This is a genomic window from Paraburkholderia pallida (genome assembly GCF_004524855.1).
GTDB lineage: Bacteria > Pseudomonadota > Gammaproteobacteria > Burkholderiales > Burkholderiaceae > Paraburkholderia > Paraburkholderia oxyphila.
Window position 1 is genome coordinate 823,319 of the sequence record NZ_CP038148.1, and the last position, 15,700, is coordinate 839,018.

17 protein-coding genes are annotated in these 15,700 nt (G+C 68.2%); 4 read left to right on the forward strand and 13 right to left on the reverse strand.

What is annotated here, in order from left to right:
- Nucleotides 1–77: 77 nt before the first annotated feature.
- On the forward strand, nucleotides 78–1,748 hold the full coding sequence (locus E1956_RS03650; RefSeq protein WP_232071252.1) for a ShlB/FhaC/HecB family hemolysin secretion/activation protein: 1,671 nt from the start codon (nucleotides 78–80) through the stop codon (nucleotides 1,746–1,748).
- Between the two features lie 30 nt (nucleotides 1,749–1,778).
- Here E1956_RS03650 and fliR read toward each other — a convergent pair whose 3' ends face one another.
- From fliR to fliF, 13 genes are all read right to left on the reverse strand, one after another.
- Entirely contained in the window at nucleotides 1,779–2,570 is a 792-nt protein-coding gene (gene fliR / locus E1956_RS03655) for a flagellar biosynthetic protein FliR (protein ID WP_134747474.1), read from the reverse strand.
- 41 nt (nucleotides 2,571–2,611) lie between these two features.
- On the reverse strand, nucleotides 2,612–2,881 hold the full coding sequence (fliQ, locus tag E1956_RS03660) for a flagellar biosynthesis protein FliQ (RefSeq protein ID WP_028221867.1): 270 nt from the start codon (nucleotides 2,879–2,881) through the stop codon (nucleotides 2,612–2,614).
- A 10-nt stretch (nucleotides 2,882–2,891) separates the two neighbouring features.
- The gene (gene fliP / locus E1956_RS03665) at nucleotides 2,892–3,734 is read right to left on the reverse strand and encodes a flagellar type III secretion system pore protein FliP (protein ID WP_134747475.1); all 843 of its coding nucleotides are present in this window, start codon (nucleotides 3,732–3,734) and stop codon (nucleotides 2,892–2,894) included.
- The gene (fliO, locus tag E1956_RS03670) at nucleotides 3,735–4,298 is read right to left on the reverse strand and encodes a flagellar biosynthetic protein FliO (RefSeq protein ID WP_134747476.1); all 564 of its coding nucleotides are present in this window, start codon (nucleotides 4,296–4,298) and stop codon (nucleotides 3,735–3,737) included.
- Nucleotides 4,295–4,756 (reverse strand): flagellar motor switch protein FliN, encoded by a 462-nt coding sequence (fliN, locus tag E1956_RS03675; protein WP_134747477.1) that lies wholly within the window; start codon nucleotides 4,754–4,756, stop codon nucleotides 4,295–4,297. The genes fliO and fliN overlap by 4 nt, the downstream gene beginning before the upstream one ends.
- Nucleotides 4,749–5,747 (reverse strand): flagellar motor switch protein FliM, encoded by a 999-nt coding sequence (gene fliM, locus E1956_RS03680; RefSeq protein ID WP_134750329.1) that lies wholly within the window; start codon nucleotides 5,745–5,747, stop codon nucleotides 4,749–4,751. The genes fliN and fliM overlap by 8 nt, the downstream gene beginning before the upstream one ends.
- A gap of 96 nt (nucleotides 5,748–5,843) precedes the next feature.
- Nucleotides 5,844–6,353, reverse strand: a complete 510-nt coding sequence (fliL, locus tag E1956_RS03685) for a flagellar basal body-associated protein FliL (protein WP_134747478.1) — start codon at nucleotides 6,351–6,353, stop codon at nucleotides 5,844–5,846.
- A 347-nt stretch (nucleotides 6,354–6,700) separates the two neighbouring features.
- Nucleotides 6,701–8,173 (reverse strand): flagellar hook-length control protein FliK, encoded by a 1,473-nt coding sequence (locus E1956_RS03690; RefSeq protein WP_134747479.1) that lies wholly within the window; start codon nucleotides 8,171–8,173, stop codon nucleotides 6,701–6,703.
- A gap of 109 nt (nucleotides 8,174–8,282) precedes the next feature.
- Complete coding sequence (gene fliJ, locus E1956_RS03695) at nucleotides 8,283–8,732, reverse strand: flagellar export protein FliJ (protein WP_134747480.1); 450 nt, start codon at nucleotides 8,730–8,732, stop codon at nucleotides 8,283–8,285.
- Entirely contained in the window at nucleotides 8,729–10,495 is a 1,767-nt protein-coding gene (gene fliI / locus E1956_RS03700) for a flagellar protein export ATPase FliI (RefSeq protein ID WP_134747481.1), read from the reverse strand. Before fliI ends, fliJ begins: the two co-directional genes overlap by 4 nt.
- On the reverse strand, nucleotides 10,489–11,169 hold the full coding sequence (fliH, locus tag E1956_RS03705; RefSeq protein ID WP_134747482.1) for a flagellar assembly protein FliH: 681 nt from the start codon (nucleotides 11,167–11,169) through the stop codon (nucleotides 10,489–10,491). The genes fliI and fliH overlap by 7 nt, the downstream gene beginning before the upstream one ends.
- Nucleotides 11,162–12,157 carry a flagellar motor switch protein FliG gene (gene fliG / locus E1956_RS03710; RefSeq protein WP_134747483.1) on the reverse strand — a complete coding sequence of 332 codons (996 nt, stop codon included), beginning with the start codon at nucleotides 12,155–12,157 and terminating at the stop codon, nucleotides 11,162–11,164. The genes fliH and fliG overlap by 8 nt, the downstream gene beginning before the upstream one ends.
- Nucleotides 12,147–13,943: a flagellar basal-body MS-ring/collar protein FliF gene (gene fliF / locus E1956_RS03715; RefSeq protein WP_134747484.1), complete on the reverse strand. Its 1,797-nt coding sequence runs from the start codon at nucleotides 13,941–13,943 to the stop codon at nucleotides 12,147–12,149. Before fliF ends, fliG begins: the two co-directional genes overlap by 11 nt.
- 260 nt (nucleotides 13,944–14,203) lie before the next feature.
- Between fliF and fliE the strand changes: the two genes are divergently transcribed.
- From fliE to E1956_RS03730, 3 genes are all read left to right on the forward strand, one after another.
- Nucleotides 14,204–14,539: a flagellar hook-basal body complex protein FliE gene (gene fliE / locus E1956_RS03720; RefSeq protein WP_133199098.1), complete on the forward strand. Its 336-nt coding sequence runs from the start codon at nucleotides 14,204–14,206 to the stop codon at nucleotides 14,537–14,539.
- Between the two features lie 185 nt (nucleotides 14,540–14,724).
- Entirely contained in the window at nucleotides 14,725–15,171 is a 447-nt protein-coding gene (gene fliS, locus E1956_RS03725; RefSeq protein ID WP_134747485.1) for a flagellar export chaperone FliS, read from the forward strand.
- Nucleotides 15,168–15,500 (forward strand): flagellar protein FliT, encoded by a 333-nt coding sequence (locus E1956_RS03730; RefSeq protein ID WP_134747486.1) that lies wholly within the window; start codon nucleotides 15,168–15,170, stop codon nucleotides 15,498–15,500. The genes fliS and E1956_RS03730 overlap by 4 nt, the downstream gene beginning before the upstream one ends.
- Nucleotides 15,501–15,700 lie beyond the last annotated feature (200 nt).

Consider the following 15,700-nt stretch of genomic DNA (forward strand, 5'->3'; position numbering starts at 1 on the left):
TCGTTTTCCTTCGCACCTTGAAAGTCTCCAACCGGTACCGGCACCTTTGCCGTCGCCTCGGTCCCGCATGTCTGCCCTTGCTCGGCCTGACGGCGTGGCACGGCTCCGCCCATGCTTATGAGCCGCCCAGCGCCGGCGCGCTGCTGCGGCAGAACGCCGACACGACGCGTGGCATCGAAGGCGAATCCGCGACTGAGCGCGCCCCTGCCTTGCAATCATCGACTCCGGCCGAAGCGGCGCCTGCCGCGGGCGAGTTTGCCTTCGTCGTCAACGCATTCGATTTTGGCGGCGCGCTGTCCGAAGCCGAGCAGCAGCGTGTCGATGCCTTCCTCGCACCGTGGCATGGCCGCAGCGTGACGCTTGCGCAATTGCAGACCTTGCGCGACGAGCTGACGACGGTCCTCTACAACGGCGGCGATACGCTCGCGCGCGTGACGCTGCCGCCGCAGACCGTCACGGCCGGCGTCGTGCGCTTTGGCATCGAGCGCGGCCACGTCGAATCGATTGGCGTGGAAAACGGCTCGAAGGTGTCGACGCACCGGCTCAAGGCCATCCTCGGGAGTACCAACGAGAGCACGCCGACGCTGCGCGAAATCGAACGCAATATGCGCGTCGTCGAAGGCATTCCCGGCGTCGGCTCGGTGTCGTCGACGCTCTCGACGGGAACGGAGCCGGGCGGGACGATCGTCGATGTCGACGTCACGCCGGCCGACCGCTACTACGCCGCGGCGACCCTCGACAACTCGGGTTCGCGTCAGGCGGGGTGGCGCCGGGTGGGTGTTTCGGGCGGCGTCAACAACGTGCTCGGCCTGGGCGACCAGTTGCAGGGGACGGTCTACTTCACGCCGCGTTTCATGCAGACGAGCGCCGGCGAGGAAGGACGCACGCGTCTCGGCCGTGTGTCCTATGACATGCTGACCGGCTTGGGCGCGAGCCGCGCGGGTGTGGCGTACTCGCACGTCGACTACAAGCTCGGCGAGGAGTTTAGCGGCCTGGGCACAGGCTCGGCCGACGTCGTCAGCCTGTACGGCTCCACGCCGGCGATTCGCACCGCCAACGCGAGTCTCGACCTCGGCGCGGGTTTGGAGGCATGGGATTCGACCGACGAAAAATTCGACAATATTCTCGAGAGCCGGCAACGCAGTCTCGTGGCCTCACTGCGCGCCGACGGCAATTACTACGGCAATTGGGGCGCACGCAGGAACGTGACGCAGTACAGCGTCGTGGCGAGCCGTGGCGAGACGAGGCAGAAGGAATACGACTTTGGCACCAGCGATGCGCCATATCTCGATCGCCGCTACGACTTCTACAAGCTCGAGCCGTCCGCCACATTCATTCAATCGCTCACGTCAACCACGCAAGCCTCGCTGGCGGTCCGTGGCCAGTGGGCCAGCCGGGCGCTGGACGGTTCGCAGCGGCTCGGGCTGGGCGGGCCATCGGCGGTGCGCGCGTACGACCAGAACGCGGCGGCCGTGGACGACGGCGTGATTGTTTCCGTCGGCGTGAGCCAGTTCATCCGGCCGCTGCCGGGCACCGCGTTGCAGATTTTCTATGACGACGCGCGCGGCAGAATGCGCAACGATGGCGCCATGACGGGGGCATCGGTGCACCTGCAGGGCTACGGGATTGGCGCGAGCTATAGCGGCAAGCATGTGTCGGCGCAGATCAGCTACGCACTGCGGGCAGGCCAGGGGCCCGAGCACGCGGCGCGCCAGCAGACGTGGGTGACGCTCACCGCGTTGCTCTAGGGGCACGAGTGCCGCGGCATCGCAGGCACTTCACGGCCCCGGCCTGAGCCCCGCCGCCACGCGCCCCATCTGATCGATGCCGCTATCGAAGAGCCGCGCGAAGTAGGGAATCAGATTGGGCATCATCATCTGAATCAGCAGCAAGCCCACGAGCATCGTAAGCGCAAAGCCAATCTGAAAGATCCCGATCTGCGGCGCCGCGCGATTGAGGATGCCGAGCGAGATATTGGTGATGAGCACCGCCACCACCACCGGCAGCGAGAGCAGCAGCCCGCCGCTGAACACCGTCGCGCCCCAGCCCGCGATCAGCCGGTAGCCATTGCCCGAAAGCACGTTGGCCGACACCGGCACGCTATGGAACGTCTCGACTAGCGCGGCAATCATCTGCAGATGCCCGTCGAAGACGAGAAACGCGAGCATCGCCATCATGTTCAGCCACGAGGACAGCGCGGGCGTGGACGTATTGGCCTGCGGGTCGAAGAACGACGCGAAGCCGAGCCCCATGCCGAGGCCCATCATGTCGCCGGCTGCCGTCACCACGGCGAACACGATCTGCATCGTGAATCCGAGCGCCGCGCCAATCAGAAACTGATTGACCAGAATCCACACGCCTTCGGCCGAAAACGCCGTAACTTGCGGCATGGGATCGAGCGTGGGCGCGACGATCAGCGTGATGAACGCGGCAATCCCGATCTTGACGCGCGTGGGCACCGAGCGGTGGCCGAGCACGGGCGCCACGGCCACGAGCGCGAGAATGCGCGTGAACGGCCAGAGGAACGCGGTGAGCCAGAGATTGAGCTGCGCGTAGGTGACGGTGAACATCGTGAGAGAGCCGAAGCGTGCGCGCGGTCTAAAAGGCGCGCTTAGCCCGCAAGCGACGGAATGCTCGCGAACATGCGATGCATGTAATCGACCATGGTGGTGAGCATCCACGGCCCGGCAATCACGAGCGTCACCGCAATCGCGATGAGCTTGGGGATGAACGAAAGCGTGCTTTCGTTGATTTGGGTGGCCGCCTGGAAGAGGCTCACCACGAGACCCACCACGAGCGACACGAGCAGGAGCGGTGCGGCCAGCAGCAACGCCACATACATCGCTTCGTGCGAAAGGGTCATGACGGTTTCGGGCGTCATCGCAAGTTCCTCAGGTGAAGCTCTGCGCGAGCGAGCCGATCAGCAGTTGCCAGCCGTCCACGAGCACGAACAGCATGAGCTTGAACGGCAGCGAGATCGTCGCGGGCGACACCATCATCATGCCCATCGACATCAGCACGCTCGCCACCACCATGTCGATGATGAGAAACGGAATAAAGATCGTAAAGCCGATCTGGAAGCCCGTCTTCAGCTCGCTCGTGACGAACGAGGGCACGAGCAGCGTGAGCGGCACGTCCTCGGGGCCCTGCATGGGCGCGGCGTGCGAGATGCGCGCGAACAGCGCGAGGTCCGACTCGCGGGTCTGGCGCAGCATGAAGGTCTTGAACGGCGCGACGCCGCGCGCCACCGCGTCGTCCATCGAGATCGTGCCGGCGGCGAACGGCTTGTAGCCGTCGTTATAGGCCTTGTCGAGCACGGGCGACATCACGAACATCGTGAGGAACAGCGCGAGGCCCACGAGCACCTGGTTGGGCGGCGTGGTCGTCGTGCCGAGCGCCTGGCGCAGCAGCGAGAGCACGATGATGATGCGCGTGAAGCTCGTCATCATCAGCACCATCGCGGGGAGGAACGACAGCATCGTGAGCAGCAGCATCGTCTGCACGCTCAGCGAATACGTGGTGCCGCCGTTGGGGCCCGGGCTCGTGTTGAAGGCCGGCAGGCCCTGCGGCTGCGCGGCTTGTGCGTGAGCCAGGTGCGGCAGCAGCAGCGCCGCGGCGCCCGCGCCAAGCACGAGCGCGACAGGCAAGGCCGCGCGCGAGAATCTCACGATCGAGGAAGTGTGCGCGCGAGCGTGGCCGCCCGCGAGCGCGTCATGATGGGTGCTGCCGTGCATTTACTGCGCTCCGCCGTCGTGACGCGTGAAACGTTTGCCTGCTTCGTGTTTCAGCGCGTCACGAAAGCGCTGTCCGAAGGTGCCCTGAAGGGCGGCGGAGCCGGCAGCCATGCCGGCAGAGGCGGGCAGCTCGCCCGCGGGCATCGTGTGCAGGAGGCGCACGTTGCCGGGCGCGGCGCCGAGCACGAGCCAGGTGTCGCCGATCTCGACCACGGCCACGCGCTCCTTGCCGCCGAGCGAGGCGCCGCCCACGGTCTTCACGAGCGCGCTCCTCGGGCCGTGCTGCAAGCCGAGGCGCCGCGCCAGCCATGCGCAGCCGAATACCACGCCAATCACGAGCACGAGGCCGAACACGGTTTGCAGCACCGCGCCGAAGCCGAGCGACGGCACCGCGCTGCCCGCGATCACGGCCGATGCGCTCGATGCCGAGCGCGCCGCCTCGTTCACGGCCTGCAGGTCGGCGGCCTGCGCGGGCAAGGCGGTAAGCCCTGCGCCTGCGCTGGCCAGCGCGAAGACGGCAGATGCAGCAGCAGATGCAGCGGCGGATGCAGCAAGGCGTTTCATCGATTCAGCTTCCGGATGCGCTCGGAGGGCGTGATGATGTCGGTGAGGCGGATGCCGAACTTGTCGTTCACGACCACCACTTCGCCCTGGGCGATCAGGCAGCCGTTCACGAGCACGTCCATCGGCTCGCCGGCGAGGCCGTCGAGCTCCACCACCGAGCCCTGCGCGAGCTGCAGCAGGTTGCGGATGGCGATCTTGGTGCGGCCGAGCTCCACGGTCATCTGGACGGGAATGTCCAGAATCATGTCGATGTCGTTGCGCGTCGAGTTCGAATCGACCTTCGAGAGCGGCTGGAACACGGCGGCGGGCTGCGCGGCCACTTCGTGGCTCTCGTGGCCGTTCTGCTCGGCGAGCGCGGCGGCCCAGTCGTCCATCGCGTCCATGGCATCGGGCGCGCCGGCGGCGGCTTGCTGACCCGGCACGGGCTCGTCCCCTTGCGTGGCGTTCACGTCACTCATATCCACCTTCCTTCATCGTGTCGGCTGCGCTGATCATCTTCTGGACCCGCAACGCGTATTGACCATTGAAAATTCCGTAGCCGCATTCCATCACCGGCACGCCGTCCACCTTGGCGACGATGTGCTCGGGGATGTTCATCGGCAGCACGTCGCCCTTCTTCATATTCAGGATCTGCTCGAAGGTGACCGGCACCTGCGCGAGATCGGCGGTGAGCTCCACCTCGGCGGCCTGCACCTGCTGCGAGAGCACGCGCACCCAGCGGCGGTCCACGTCGAGCACTTCGCCTTGCAGCGGCGAGGAGAGCACGTCGCGGATCGGCTCGATCATCGAGTAGGGCATGCAGATGTGCAGCGTGCCGCCCGTCGTGCCGAACTCGATCGAAAACTGCGTGACGATCACGATCTCGTTGGGCGTCGCCACATTCGCGAACTGCGTGTGCATCTCCGAGCGCACGTACTCGAACGTGAGCGGACGCACGCTCTTCCACGCCGTGGTGTAGTGATCGAACACGAGATTGAGCAGCTTGCCGATGATGCGCTGCTCGGTCTGCGTGAAGTCGCGGCCTTCGACGCGCGTATGAAAGCGCCCGTCGCCGCCGAACAGGTTGTCGACCACGAAGAACACGAGGTTCGGGTCGAACACGAACAGCGACGTGCCGCGCAGCGGCTTCACGTGCACGAGGTTCAGGTTCGTCGGGATCGGCAGGTTGCGCGTGAACTCGCTGTACTTCTGCACGCGCACGGGGCCCACGGAAATCTCGGCGGTGCGGCGCATGAAGTTGAAAATCCCCACGCGCATCAGACGCGCGAAACGCTCGTTGATGATCTCGAGGCCGGGCATGCGCCCGCGCACGATGCGTTCCTGCGTCGCGATGTTGTACGGGCGCACCCCTTGATGCTCGGTCTGGGTCGACTCGATGTCGACTTCGCCGGTGACGCCTTTGAGGAGGGCATCGACCTCCTCCTGCGACATGAACTCGTCGTGACCCATGCTCATGATGCCAGGCTCCGGATTGGCTGCGTCGTGCCCGCGCACGCGGCATGCGGGCGAACGCGCGGGTTCATGTTGAGCGTGCTCATGCTGCGCTTACTGGACGACGAATTCGGTGAACAGCACGTCTTCGACGCGGGCGGGCGTGCCGCGCGGGTCGCTGGGCTGCGCGATGAGTTTCGCGAGCTCGGCGGCGAGCGCGCGCTTGCCGTCGAGCGGCGCGAGATCGGACGGATGCTTGTTCGAGAGCGCGAGCAGCACGCGGCTGCGGATCTCGGGCATGCGCGCGACGAGTGCGTCCTGGGTGGCCTGGCTGTCGAGCTTGAGCGTGAGGCCAACGCGCAGATAGTGCGTCTCGCCGTCGTCGGACTGGAGGTTCACGGTCATCGGCTCGAGCGCGTAGTAGACCGGCACGGCCGGCGGCGGCGGCGCGCTCGCGGCGGCCGGCTCGCTGGCCGCGTGGCGCGACATGAAGAACCAGACGCCGCCGCCCGCAGCGCCTGCGGCAAGAATCGCGATCAGCGCGATGAGAAGGATGCGCTTGAGCGGTCCGGGTTGCGCGCTCTGGGGCGCGGCTTGCGGGGTTGCGGTCGGGGTCGTCGCCATGTCGGTTGTGAGCCTGGATGAGCTTTGGGTGAGTCCGGTGTTGCGGATGTCGGGGCCGGAAGGCGTGCGCTCGCATTCATTCCGGCAGCCTGCATTGTTCCGGCTTTTGGCTTACAGCGATGGGAGGAATAGACGGGGGATTTGCGGCTATCTCCTGGCTTTGTGCCGCGCGCGCGGGCAAGCGTGGGCGGCCAGGCGCGGCGGGCACGATGCGCGCGGCATGGTTGCGCGCGCATGCACACCGGCTCGCGCACGGGCAAGACCGGCGCGGCCGCGCCGCCTGAAGCCTCGGGGCCTTGATGCCCCGGTGCCTGCGTTGCGCCTTGCGGCGCGCGCTACGTCATGCCTCAGGCAAACGTGTCGATCAAGCCCTCGGTGCGCTGCGTGGCCGTCGTGGCGGCGCTTGCGGTGCTGTCCGCGCCTGCTGCCGAGCCGATGCCGGCGGCGCCGCCCGAGCGCGACGCGCGCGAGCCGCCCGAGCCACTGCCGCTGTCTTGCTGCGCCTGCTGGTTCATCTGGCGCGAGAAGCCGTCGCTCACGCTCGCGCTGCCCAGGCCGATGCCGTTCTCCTGCATCTGCTCGCGCAGCTTCGGCAGGGCGGCTTCGACGGCCTCGCGCACCTGCTGATGCTGCGAGACGAACAGCGCGTGCGCATGGTTGTCGGCGACTTGCAGCACGACCTGCAGCGGCCCGAGGTCCTTCGGATTGAGCGTGAGCTCCGCCGACTGCTGGTGCGCGTTCGAGAGGAACACCACTTTTTGGCTCAGCGCGTCCTCCCAGTCCGAGGTGCCCACTTGCGGGGCGAGCGTGGTGGACGCCGCCGCCGCCGCGGCCGGGTTGGCGCTGGCGCTCTGGGTGGCCTGGGTCGCCTGGGCCTGAGCCGCGGCTGCGGCGGCGGCCTGGGTGGCGGCGAGCGCGTCCGTGGCGCTGCTCGATGCGGCCGTTTGCGTGGACGCGGCCTGCTGCGTCGCCGCTGCCGCCGCGGCAAGCGCGGCGTTGGCGTTCTGCGTGCCGGCGTCGGTCGCCGTGGCGGCGATGGACTTCGCGGTGCCGTCGGTGGCGCTCTTGTCGTCGACGCCGGTGCCCAGGGTTTTGGCCTTCGCCTGCGTGCCCATGTGCGCCGCGAAGCTGCTCGCGATGGTCGCCCCGTTCGAAGCCGTGGCCTGCGCGGCGCTCGCCACGTGCGTGTTCAGCGTGGCCGCGCCGCCGCGCAGCGTCGAGAGCGCGGCATTGAGCGCGTCGCCGCCGGTGCCGGTGCCGTCGCCGGCCGCGCCGTTGGCATCCGTGCCTGCGGCTCCGGTTGCGGCCGACGCCACGCCAGCGAGCGTGGCGTCGGCGGCCTGGGCGGCGGCGTCGCCATCGCTCTGGGCCTGCTGCGCCGCCTGCTGGGCTTGCTGTGCCTGAACCTGCGCCGCGGCGGCCTGCGAGCCCGCGGCTTCGGCCTGCTTCTGGCGCGCATGGGCGTCGCCGGCGCGGTGGTTGCCATTCGACGCGTGCTGCGAGTCGTGCGCCGAAGCGCCGTTATTGGCCTGCTGCGCTGACTGGGACGATTGAGAGGATTGCGACGCATGCTGCGTGGCCGCCGCGCTCGCGCTGTTGTAGGCCGACGAGATCGACGCATTCGCCTGCGCGCCCTGCTGTGAGCCGCCTGCCTGCAGGCCCGGCATGTTCTGCGCGTTTTGCGCGGCGATGCTTTGCTGCAGCGTTTGCGCGAAGCCCTGGCTCGCGAAATCGGACGGGCTCGCGCCGTTGCTGTTGCTGCCCGTGGCGGCGTCCACGGCGGCGCCGAACATCGAACTGACTGCGGATAGAAGCGACATGCTGTCTGCTCTCTTGAACGTGATCTGGACGCGCCCGGAGCGTGTCTCCAGGGAGAAACCCAGGCGCGTCCCGGCTATGACATGAGCGCGCGCGGCGCTCGCGCCCGCGTCATGAATGCGAAGTGCGCATGCGCAGCACGCGGGCGGCATGCTCGTCGGCGTCACGCTGTTCGCGGCGGGCGTCCTTGAGCGCTTGCACGTCGTCCTGGCGCGTCTGCAGCACCTCGTACGAGCCGAGCTTCTGCTTGCTGCGCTGCCAGTCGGGCTTCGCTGCCTCGACGCGCTGCGTGGCCTGCTCGAGCATGCGGCGCTGCTGGTCGATGGCGGCGTCGAGCGTGTCGATGAATGCCTGGAAGTTGCGCACATTGCCGGCGGCCATGCCCGTGCGCGCCGACTCGGTGAAGCGCGCGTGATACTCGTCGCGGTAGTCGATCAGCGCCTTCAATTGCTTCTCGATTTCCACGCGCTCGCGCTGGACGCGCCCGAGCCGTTGCGTCGCGGCATCGACATCGTCCTGCGCGAGGCCGATGAGGGTCTGCAGCGCGTTCTGTTTGGTCATGTTCTCGCTCCCTGGCCGTTACCCGAAGTGTTGCCAATTAGCGCGCCGAGCATCTCGACGCTTTGTTCGTAGTTCGCGGTTTCGCGAAAGCCCTGCTGAAGAAAGGCCTCGATGCGCGGATAGAGCGCGATCGCGCGGTCGAGCACCGCGTCGCGCCCGCTCACGTACGCGCCCACATTGATGAGGTCGCGGTTGCGCTGGTAGCGCGAGAGCATCTGCTTGAGCGCGCGCGTCTGGTTCAGATGCCGGTCGTCGATGAGCGCGGTCATGGCGCGGCTGATCGACGCCTCGATGTCGATGGCCGGATAGTGCCCCGCCTCCGCGAGCGCGCGGGAGAGCACGATATGGCCGTCGAGAATCGCGCGCGCCGAGTCGGCGATCGGGTCCTGCTGGTCGTCGCCTTCGGTAAGCACGGTGTAGAACGCCGTGATCGAGCCGCCGCCCGCGGGGCCGTTGCCGGTGCGCTCGACGAGCGCCGGCAGCTTCGCGAACACCGAGGGCGGATAGCCCTTGGTCGCGGGCGGCTCGCCGATCGCGAGCGCGATCTCGCGCTGCGCCATCGCGTAGCGCGTGAGCGAATCCATGAGCAGCAGCACGTGCTTGCCCTGGTCGCGGAAGTATTCGGCGAGCGTGGTCGTGTAGGCGGCCGCCTGCATGCGCAACAGCGGCGAGACATCAGCGGGCGCGGCCACCACGATCGAGCGTGCGCGTCCGTCCTCGCCCAGGATCTGCTCGATGAACTCCTTCACTTCGCGGCCCCGCTCGCCGATCAGGCCGATCACGATCACTTCGGCGCTGGTTGCGCGCGCCATCGTGCCGAGCAGCACCGATTTGCCGACGCCCGAGCCCGCGAAGAGGCCCATGCGCTGGCCGCGCCCGACCGTCAACAGCGCGTTGATCGCGCGCACGCCCACGTCGAGCACCTTGTGGATCGGCTCGCGGTTCAGCGGGTTGATGACGGGCGCGGTGAGCGGCGCATCGGCTTCGGTATTGAGCGGTCCGAGGCCGTCGAGCGGGCGGCCCGAGGCGTCGAGCACGCGGCCGAGCAGTCCCCAGCCCACCGGCAGGCGCTTGGCGCCCGACATCGGGTCGGCGATGGGCGCGCTCTCGAGCGGCCAGACCCGCGCGCCGGGCAACAGGCCCGCGACTTCGGTGGTCGGCATGAGAAAGAGCTTGTCGCCGGCGAAGCCCACCACCTCGGCTTCGGCCATCGGCAGCGAGCTGCCCGGCGGCAGCTCGATCATGACCTCCGCGCCCACGGCGAGGCGCAGCCCCACGGCCTCGAGCACGAGGCCCGCGGCGCGCGTGAGGCGCCCGCAGCCGCGCAGCGGCAAGGCCAGCGCGTTGCGTGCGCGCACGCTCGCGAGATGCGCATTCCAGGCGCCAAGGTGAGGATTGCTGGGGTCGTAGTTCGGCGGCGGTGTGTAGGGCGCCGTGCGCGGTGCGGCGTAGGGCAGGGACTCGGCGGCGTGCGGCGCGTGGGAAGCTTCGGCGGCCGAGCCGGCTCCGGCGGCAACGTCGGCCATCCCGGTTGCGTCCGCCGCCGCGTGCCGTTCGCCGGCGCTCGCTTGCGCGCCCTGCAGTGCCTGCGCATCGGCGTCGTGCGGAGCCTGCGCGTCGTCGCCCACCAGCACGCCGTGCGTTTGCGCCGGGTCGTGCGCGCCAGGCCCGAACGATGCCAGCGCGAGCTCCTGCTCGAGCGGCGTGAGGCCGCCCGTGTGGATCGCCTGGTGCACGGTCTGGTGCAGCGTCGGGTTTACCATGGCCGTGCCTTGCCGAGCGCCGCCGCCACGCGCTCCCAGCGCGTGCCGATGGCCGCGTCCGTCTCGCCGGTCGCCGACTGCGCGCGGCAGCCGCCGCGCTCGAGCGCCGCGTCGGTGCGCACGGTCCAGCCGCGCGTCTGCAGATCTTCCATCAGATACGCCTCCACCACCGGCAGATCGGCGGGGCTCACCACGAGCTGCGGCGATCCCGCGAGCTGCGGCTCGTGCGCAAGCACCTCGCGCGCCGCGGCCAGCAGCGCCGTCGGGTCGTGCTGCACGTGCTGGCGCACCACCTGCTGCGCAATGTCGAGCGCGAGCTCGACGAGCGTGTCGGCCACGCCCGCTTCGGCCGTCTGCAATGCATCGGCAAAGCGCTGCGCGAGCTGCGCCAGTTGCCGCGCCTGCACGCGCGCTTCTTCGCGCCCTTGCTCGAAGCCCTGCTTGTGGCCCTGGTCGTAGCCGGCCTGGTAGCCGAGCGCCTGGCCCGCCACGTGGCCGGACGTGAGGCCCTGTTGGTGCGCCGAGTCGCGCACGCGCTGCAGCTCGGCCTCGAACGCGGCCGTCTCGTCGGGCGTGGGCGGCGGCGGGGGCGGCGGAGGCGGGTCGAACGACGCCATCTCCCAGCGCTGGTACGCCGAGCGCGCGCGCTGCATCTGCGTTGCTTCGTCAGACATAAGCGTCTTCCGCCTTTCCGCCGATCACGATCTGGCCGCTTTCAGCAAGGTTGCGAACGATCTGAAGGATACGCCGTTGCTGCGCTTCGACCTCCGAAACGCGCACAGGGCCGCGCGCGTCGAGATCTTCGGCGAGCAGTTCCGCGGCGCGCTGCGACATGTTCGAGAGGAACTTGGTGCGCAGCGCGGGCGGGGCGCCCTTGAGCGAGATGATCAGCGACTCCGACTCCACTTCCTTGAGCAGCAACTGGATCGCGCGGTCTTCGAGGTCGAGCAGATTCTCGAACACGAACATCTGGTCGATGATCTTCTGGGCCAGCTCGGCATCGTACTGGCGCACGTTCTCGATCACGCCTTCCTCGTGCTGGCTGGTCATGAAGTTGAGGATCTCGGCGGCCGTGCGGATGCCGCCCATCGGGCTGCGCTTCAGGTTGTCGCTGCCCGAGAGCAGCGCCGTCAGCACGTCGTCGAGCTCGCGCAGCGCCTGCGGCTGGATGCCGTCGAGCGTCGCGATGCGCAGCAGCACGTCGTTGCGCAGGCGCTCGGTGAAGCACGAGGCGATCTCGGAGGCCTGGTCGCGGTCCAGATGCACGAGGATCGTGGCGATGATCTGCGGATGCTCGTTCTTGATCAGCTCGGCCACCGAGCCCGAGTCCATCCACTTGAGCCCTTCGATGCCGCTCGTGTCGCCGCCTTGCAGGATGCGGTCGATCACGGCGCCGGCCTTGTCCTCGCCCAGCGCCTTGGTGAGCACGCTGCGGATGTAGTCGTTCGAGTCGAGCGAGAGCGCGCTGTGCTGCTCGGCTTCCTTCACGAACTCCTGCAGCACGCCGTCGATCTCTTCGCGCTTGACGTTCCTGAGCGCGGCCATGGCGGCGCCGATCTTCTGCACCTCACGCGGGCCGAGGAACTTGAAGACCTGCGCGGCCTCTTCCTCGCCAATCGACATGAGCAGCAGTGCGCTCTTGGTGGCTCCTTCAGCGTTCATCGTTCACCCAGCTCTTGACCACGGTTGCGACGATCTTCGGATCCTGGCGCGCGATGCTGCGCGCGAATTCCAGGTTGCGTTCGAACTTGTGCTTCTCGTTCTCGAGGGCGAGGAGGCCGTTGTCGCTATCGGCTTCGCCCGTGCCTTCGAGCCTGTCGAGGGCCGGCAGGCCGTCGAGCAGGATCGGCTCGCCGTCGCTGGAAAGCGCGGGCGTGGCGGCAGCCGGGGCGGGCGGCGGGAAGGCGCGGCGCAGTGCCGGCTTCACCATCACGAAATAGAGGAACAGGGCCACCGCGCCGATGCCGAGCCAGGTCGCGATCTGCTTGGCGAGCGCGATCATGTCGGGCTGGCGCCACCACGGCAGGTTCGCGCCTGGGTCGACTTCCTGCTGGAACGCGGCGTTCACCACGTTCACCGAGTCGCCGCGCTTTGCGTCGTAGCCCATGGCGTCCTTCACGAGCTGCTCGACCTGCGCGAGTTTCTGCGCGTCGAGCGGCTGCATGGTGGCGTGGCCCTTGGCGTCCACCTGCTGCTGATAGTTCACGACCACGGCCACCGAGAGGCGCTTGATGTCGCCCGCCGCCTGCTGGAAGTGGCGCACGGTCCGGTCGAGCTCGTAGTTCGTGGTGGTGTCGCGATGATCCGAGATCGGCGTGGTGGGGGCCGCGCCGTTCGCGTTTGCGCCGGCCGCCACGGCGATGGGCGCCGAAGCCGGCTGCGGCGGCGTGTTCGAGAGCGCGCCGGGCACGCCGCCGGCATTGGCCTGCTGCGCGTCGGTGGCGATGCTCTGCTGCTGGCTGCGGATGGCGGCCTGCTGCGGGCTGCCGTTCGGGCTGTAGTTCTCCGAAGTCTGCTCGAGCTTCGAGAAGTCGAGGTCGGCGCTGACCTGCGAACGCGCGTTGCCGGCGCCGAACAGCGGCGCGAGGATCGCGTCGATGCGCGACTGGGTGTCGTGCTCGACCTGGCGCACGTACTTGAGCTGCGAGGCGTCGAGGCCGGCGCTGGTGGCGCTCTGCGTGAGCAGGTTGCCGTCCTGGTCGACCACGGTGACGTTGCGCACCGGCAGATCGGGCACGGCCGAGGCGACCATGTGCGTGATGGCGGCCACCTGGCCGTCGTCGAGCACACGGCCCGGATACAGATTGACGAGCACCGAGGCCGTGGGCGCCTCGCGCTCGCGCACGAACACCGAGGGCTTCGGAATGGCCAGGTGCACGCGCGCGGACTTCACGCTCTGGATCGATTGAATCGTTTGCTCGAGCTCGCCCTCGAGCGCGCGCTGGTAATTCACCTGCTCGGCGAACTGGCTGATGCCGAACTTCTGGTTGTCCATCAGCTCGAAGCCCACCGAGCCGCTCTTGGGCAGGCCCTGCTGGGCGAGGCGCAGGCGCATTTCGCCCACCTGCTCGGACGGCACGAGGATCGCGCCGCCGCCATCGGAGAGCTTGTAGGGCACGTTGGCGGCCTGCAGCGCCGTGATGATGGCGCCGCCATCGCGGTCCGAGAGGTTGCTGTAAAGGACCTTGTAGTCGGGCGCGCGCGACCAGAGGATGAGCCCGGCGACCACGGCGACGAGCACCGCCACGGCGACGATGAGCGGTGCCCGCGGATTGCCGCGCACCTTGCCCAGCGACGAAAGCGAACCCAGGCGCTGCGCAAAGCCGCCGCCCAGGTCCTCCGCGGCGCCGCCTGCCACGCCGGCAGCGGCCGCGCCCGTGGCGGCGCCGCTGGTGGCGAGGCCCACGCGGGCGTCGGGGTTGATCAAAGAGTTGGCAGACGAATCCATGCGACGGGTTTCTCCGGGAGACTTGCTGTCCCGCAGCGCGGCATACGCACGGCGGAAACTTTCACGACAGCGATTATCCGGGGGCCGTGGCAAGCCGATTGCGCGAATAGAGCCGGGTTTTCCCCCTAGTTTCGGGGCTTCCCGAATGGGCGAATTGCTATGCTCCTCACCAGATTCGGCGCTCTGTATGCGCGCCGGGTTGGCCGGGCGGCGGCATCCGCCCTCGCACTACCCCTCTTTGAATGAAACGTGGAGCAAACATGACCGTGCCAGTCAACCCACTCACGTCGGCCCTCGCGCAGATGCAGTCCATGGCCACGCAGGCGGCGAGCGGTTCCGCCGCGGCCGACGGCGGCTCGGGTGCGGCCACCGCGGGCGGCTTCGCCGCGGCGCTCAAGGCGTCCCTCGACAAGATCAGCGGCGACCAGCAAAAGGCCGTCGGCGAGTCGCAGGCGTTCGAGATGGGGGCCGGCAACGTTTCGCTCAACGACGTCATGGTCGACATGCAGAAAGCCAACATCGGCTTCCAGTTCGGGCTGCAGGTGCGCAACAAGCTCGTTTCGGCCTACACCGACATCATGCAGACCCAGGTGTGAAGGCCGCGCCGCGCCCTGCGTGAGATTCGTGCGCGATTGGTCCGATTCGTCCGATTTATCGGGCGCGTCCGACTAAAGCTTCTCCTGTCCCGTTCCGATAACACGGCTAGAACCGGCTCGCGCCACCAGGCGCCAGGGGCCGGATGCACCATATCCATAGCCGCACGTTCGAAGGAGAAGCGCCGATGTTTTCCCCTGCACAATCTGGAGCCAACGCTTATGCACGCGTGGGTGTCGAAACAGGGATCATGGGCGCAAGTCCGCACAAGCTCATCGCGCTCCTGTACGAAGGCGCGCGCAAGGCGATCGCACAGGCCCGCATGCATCTGCAGATGGGCAATGTGGGGCCGCGCGGCGAGGCGATCGGCAAGGCCATCCGGATTGTCGAAAGCGGGCTTCAGCTGGCGTTGAACGTGGAGGCGGGCGGAGAAGTCGCGCAGCGCCTGAACGCACTCTACGGTTACATGACGAAACGCCTGCTCGAAGCGAACATTCAACAGAGCGAGTCCATGCTGGTCGAAGTCGACCGGTTGCTGGCGACGCTCGAGGAAGCCTGGTTGGGGATTGGGCCGGAAGTGGAGCGGATGGCCAGAGCGGCATCCGGACCGGTGTCCGGTTCATTGACGAGATGAATTCGAAAGCAGACTACTTTGCCCGCTACGAGGCGATTGCGGCGGTGTCGGGGCAGATGCTCCATGCCGCGCGCGGCGCACACTGGAACGAGCTGATCGGGCTCCAGGAGGAGTACCGGCACCTGGTGGACGCGCTCAAGAACGCCGATTTCGGCATGCGGCTCACGGCACCCGAGCGCACGCGCAAGTACGAGCTGATCCGGCAGATCCTCGCCGACGACGCCGCGATCCGCGACCTCGCGAGTCCGTGCATGGCGCGCCTGGCGGCGCTCTTTCACGGCTCCACGCAGCCGACGCGGGTGTTGCAGGAGCTGTACGGCGCGCGGTAAGGGGCGCGTCGGGGGCGGCCGGGGCCGGTGAGCGCCCAGCGGGCGGGCGCGGACGGACGTCGAGGCAGGCGGACGAAAGCGCGGCGCCCCATGCCAGGCGCCCGCCGACACCTGCCCGTTCTGGCAGCACGAACCAGCGAGAAGTTTGACCACGCCGCGCAGCCGCTTGGGCCGCGCGGCGCCTAACCGGGCCCGCGCGG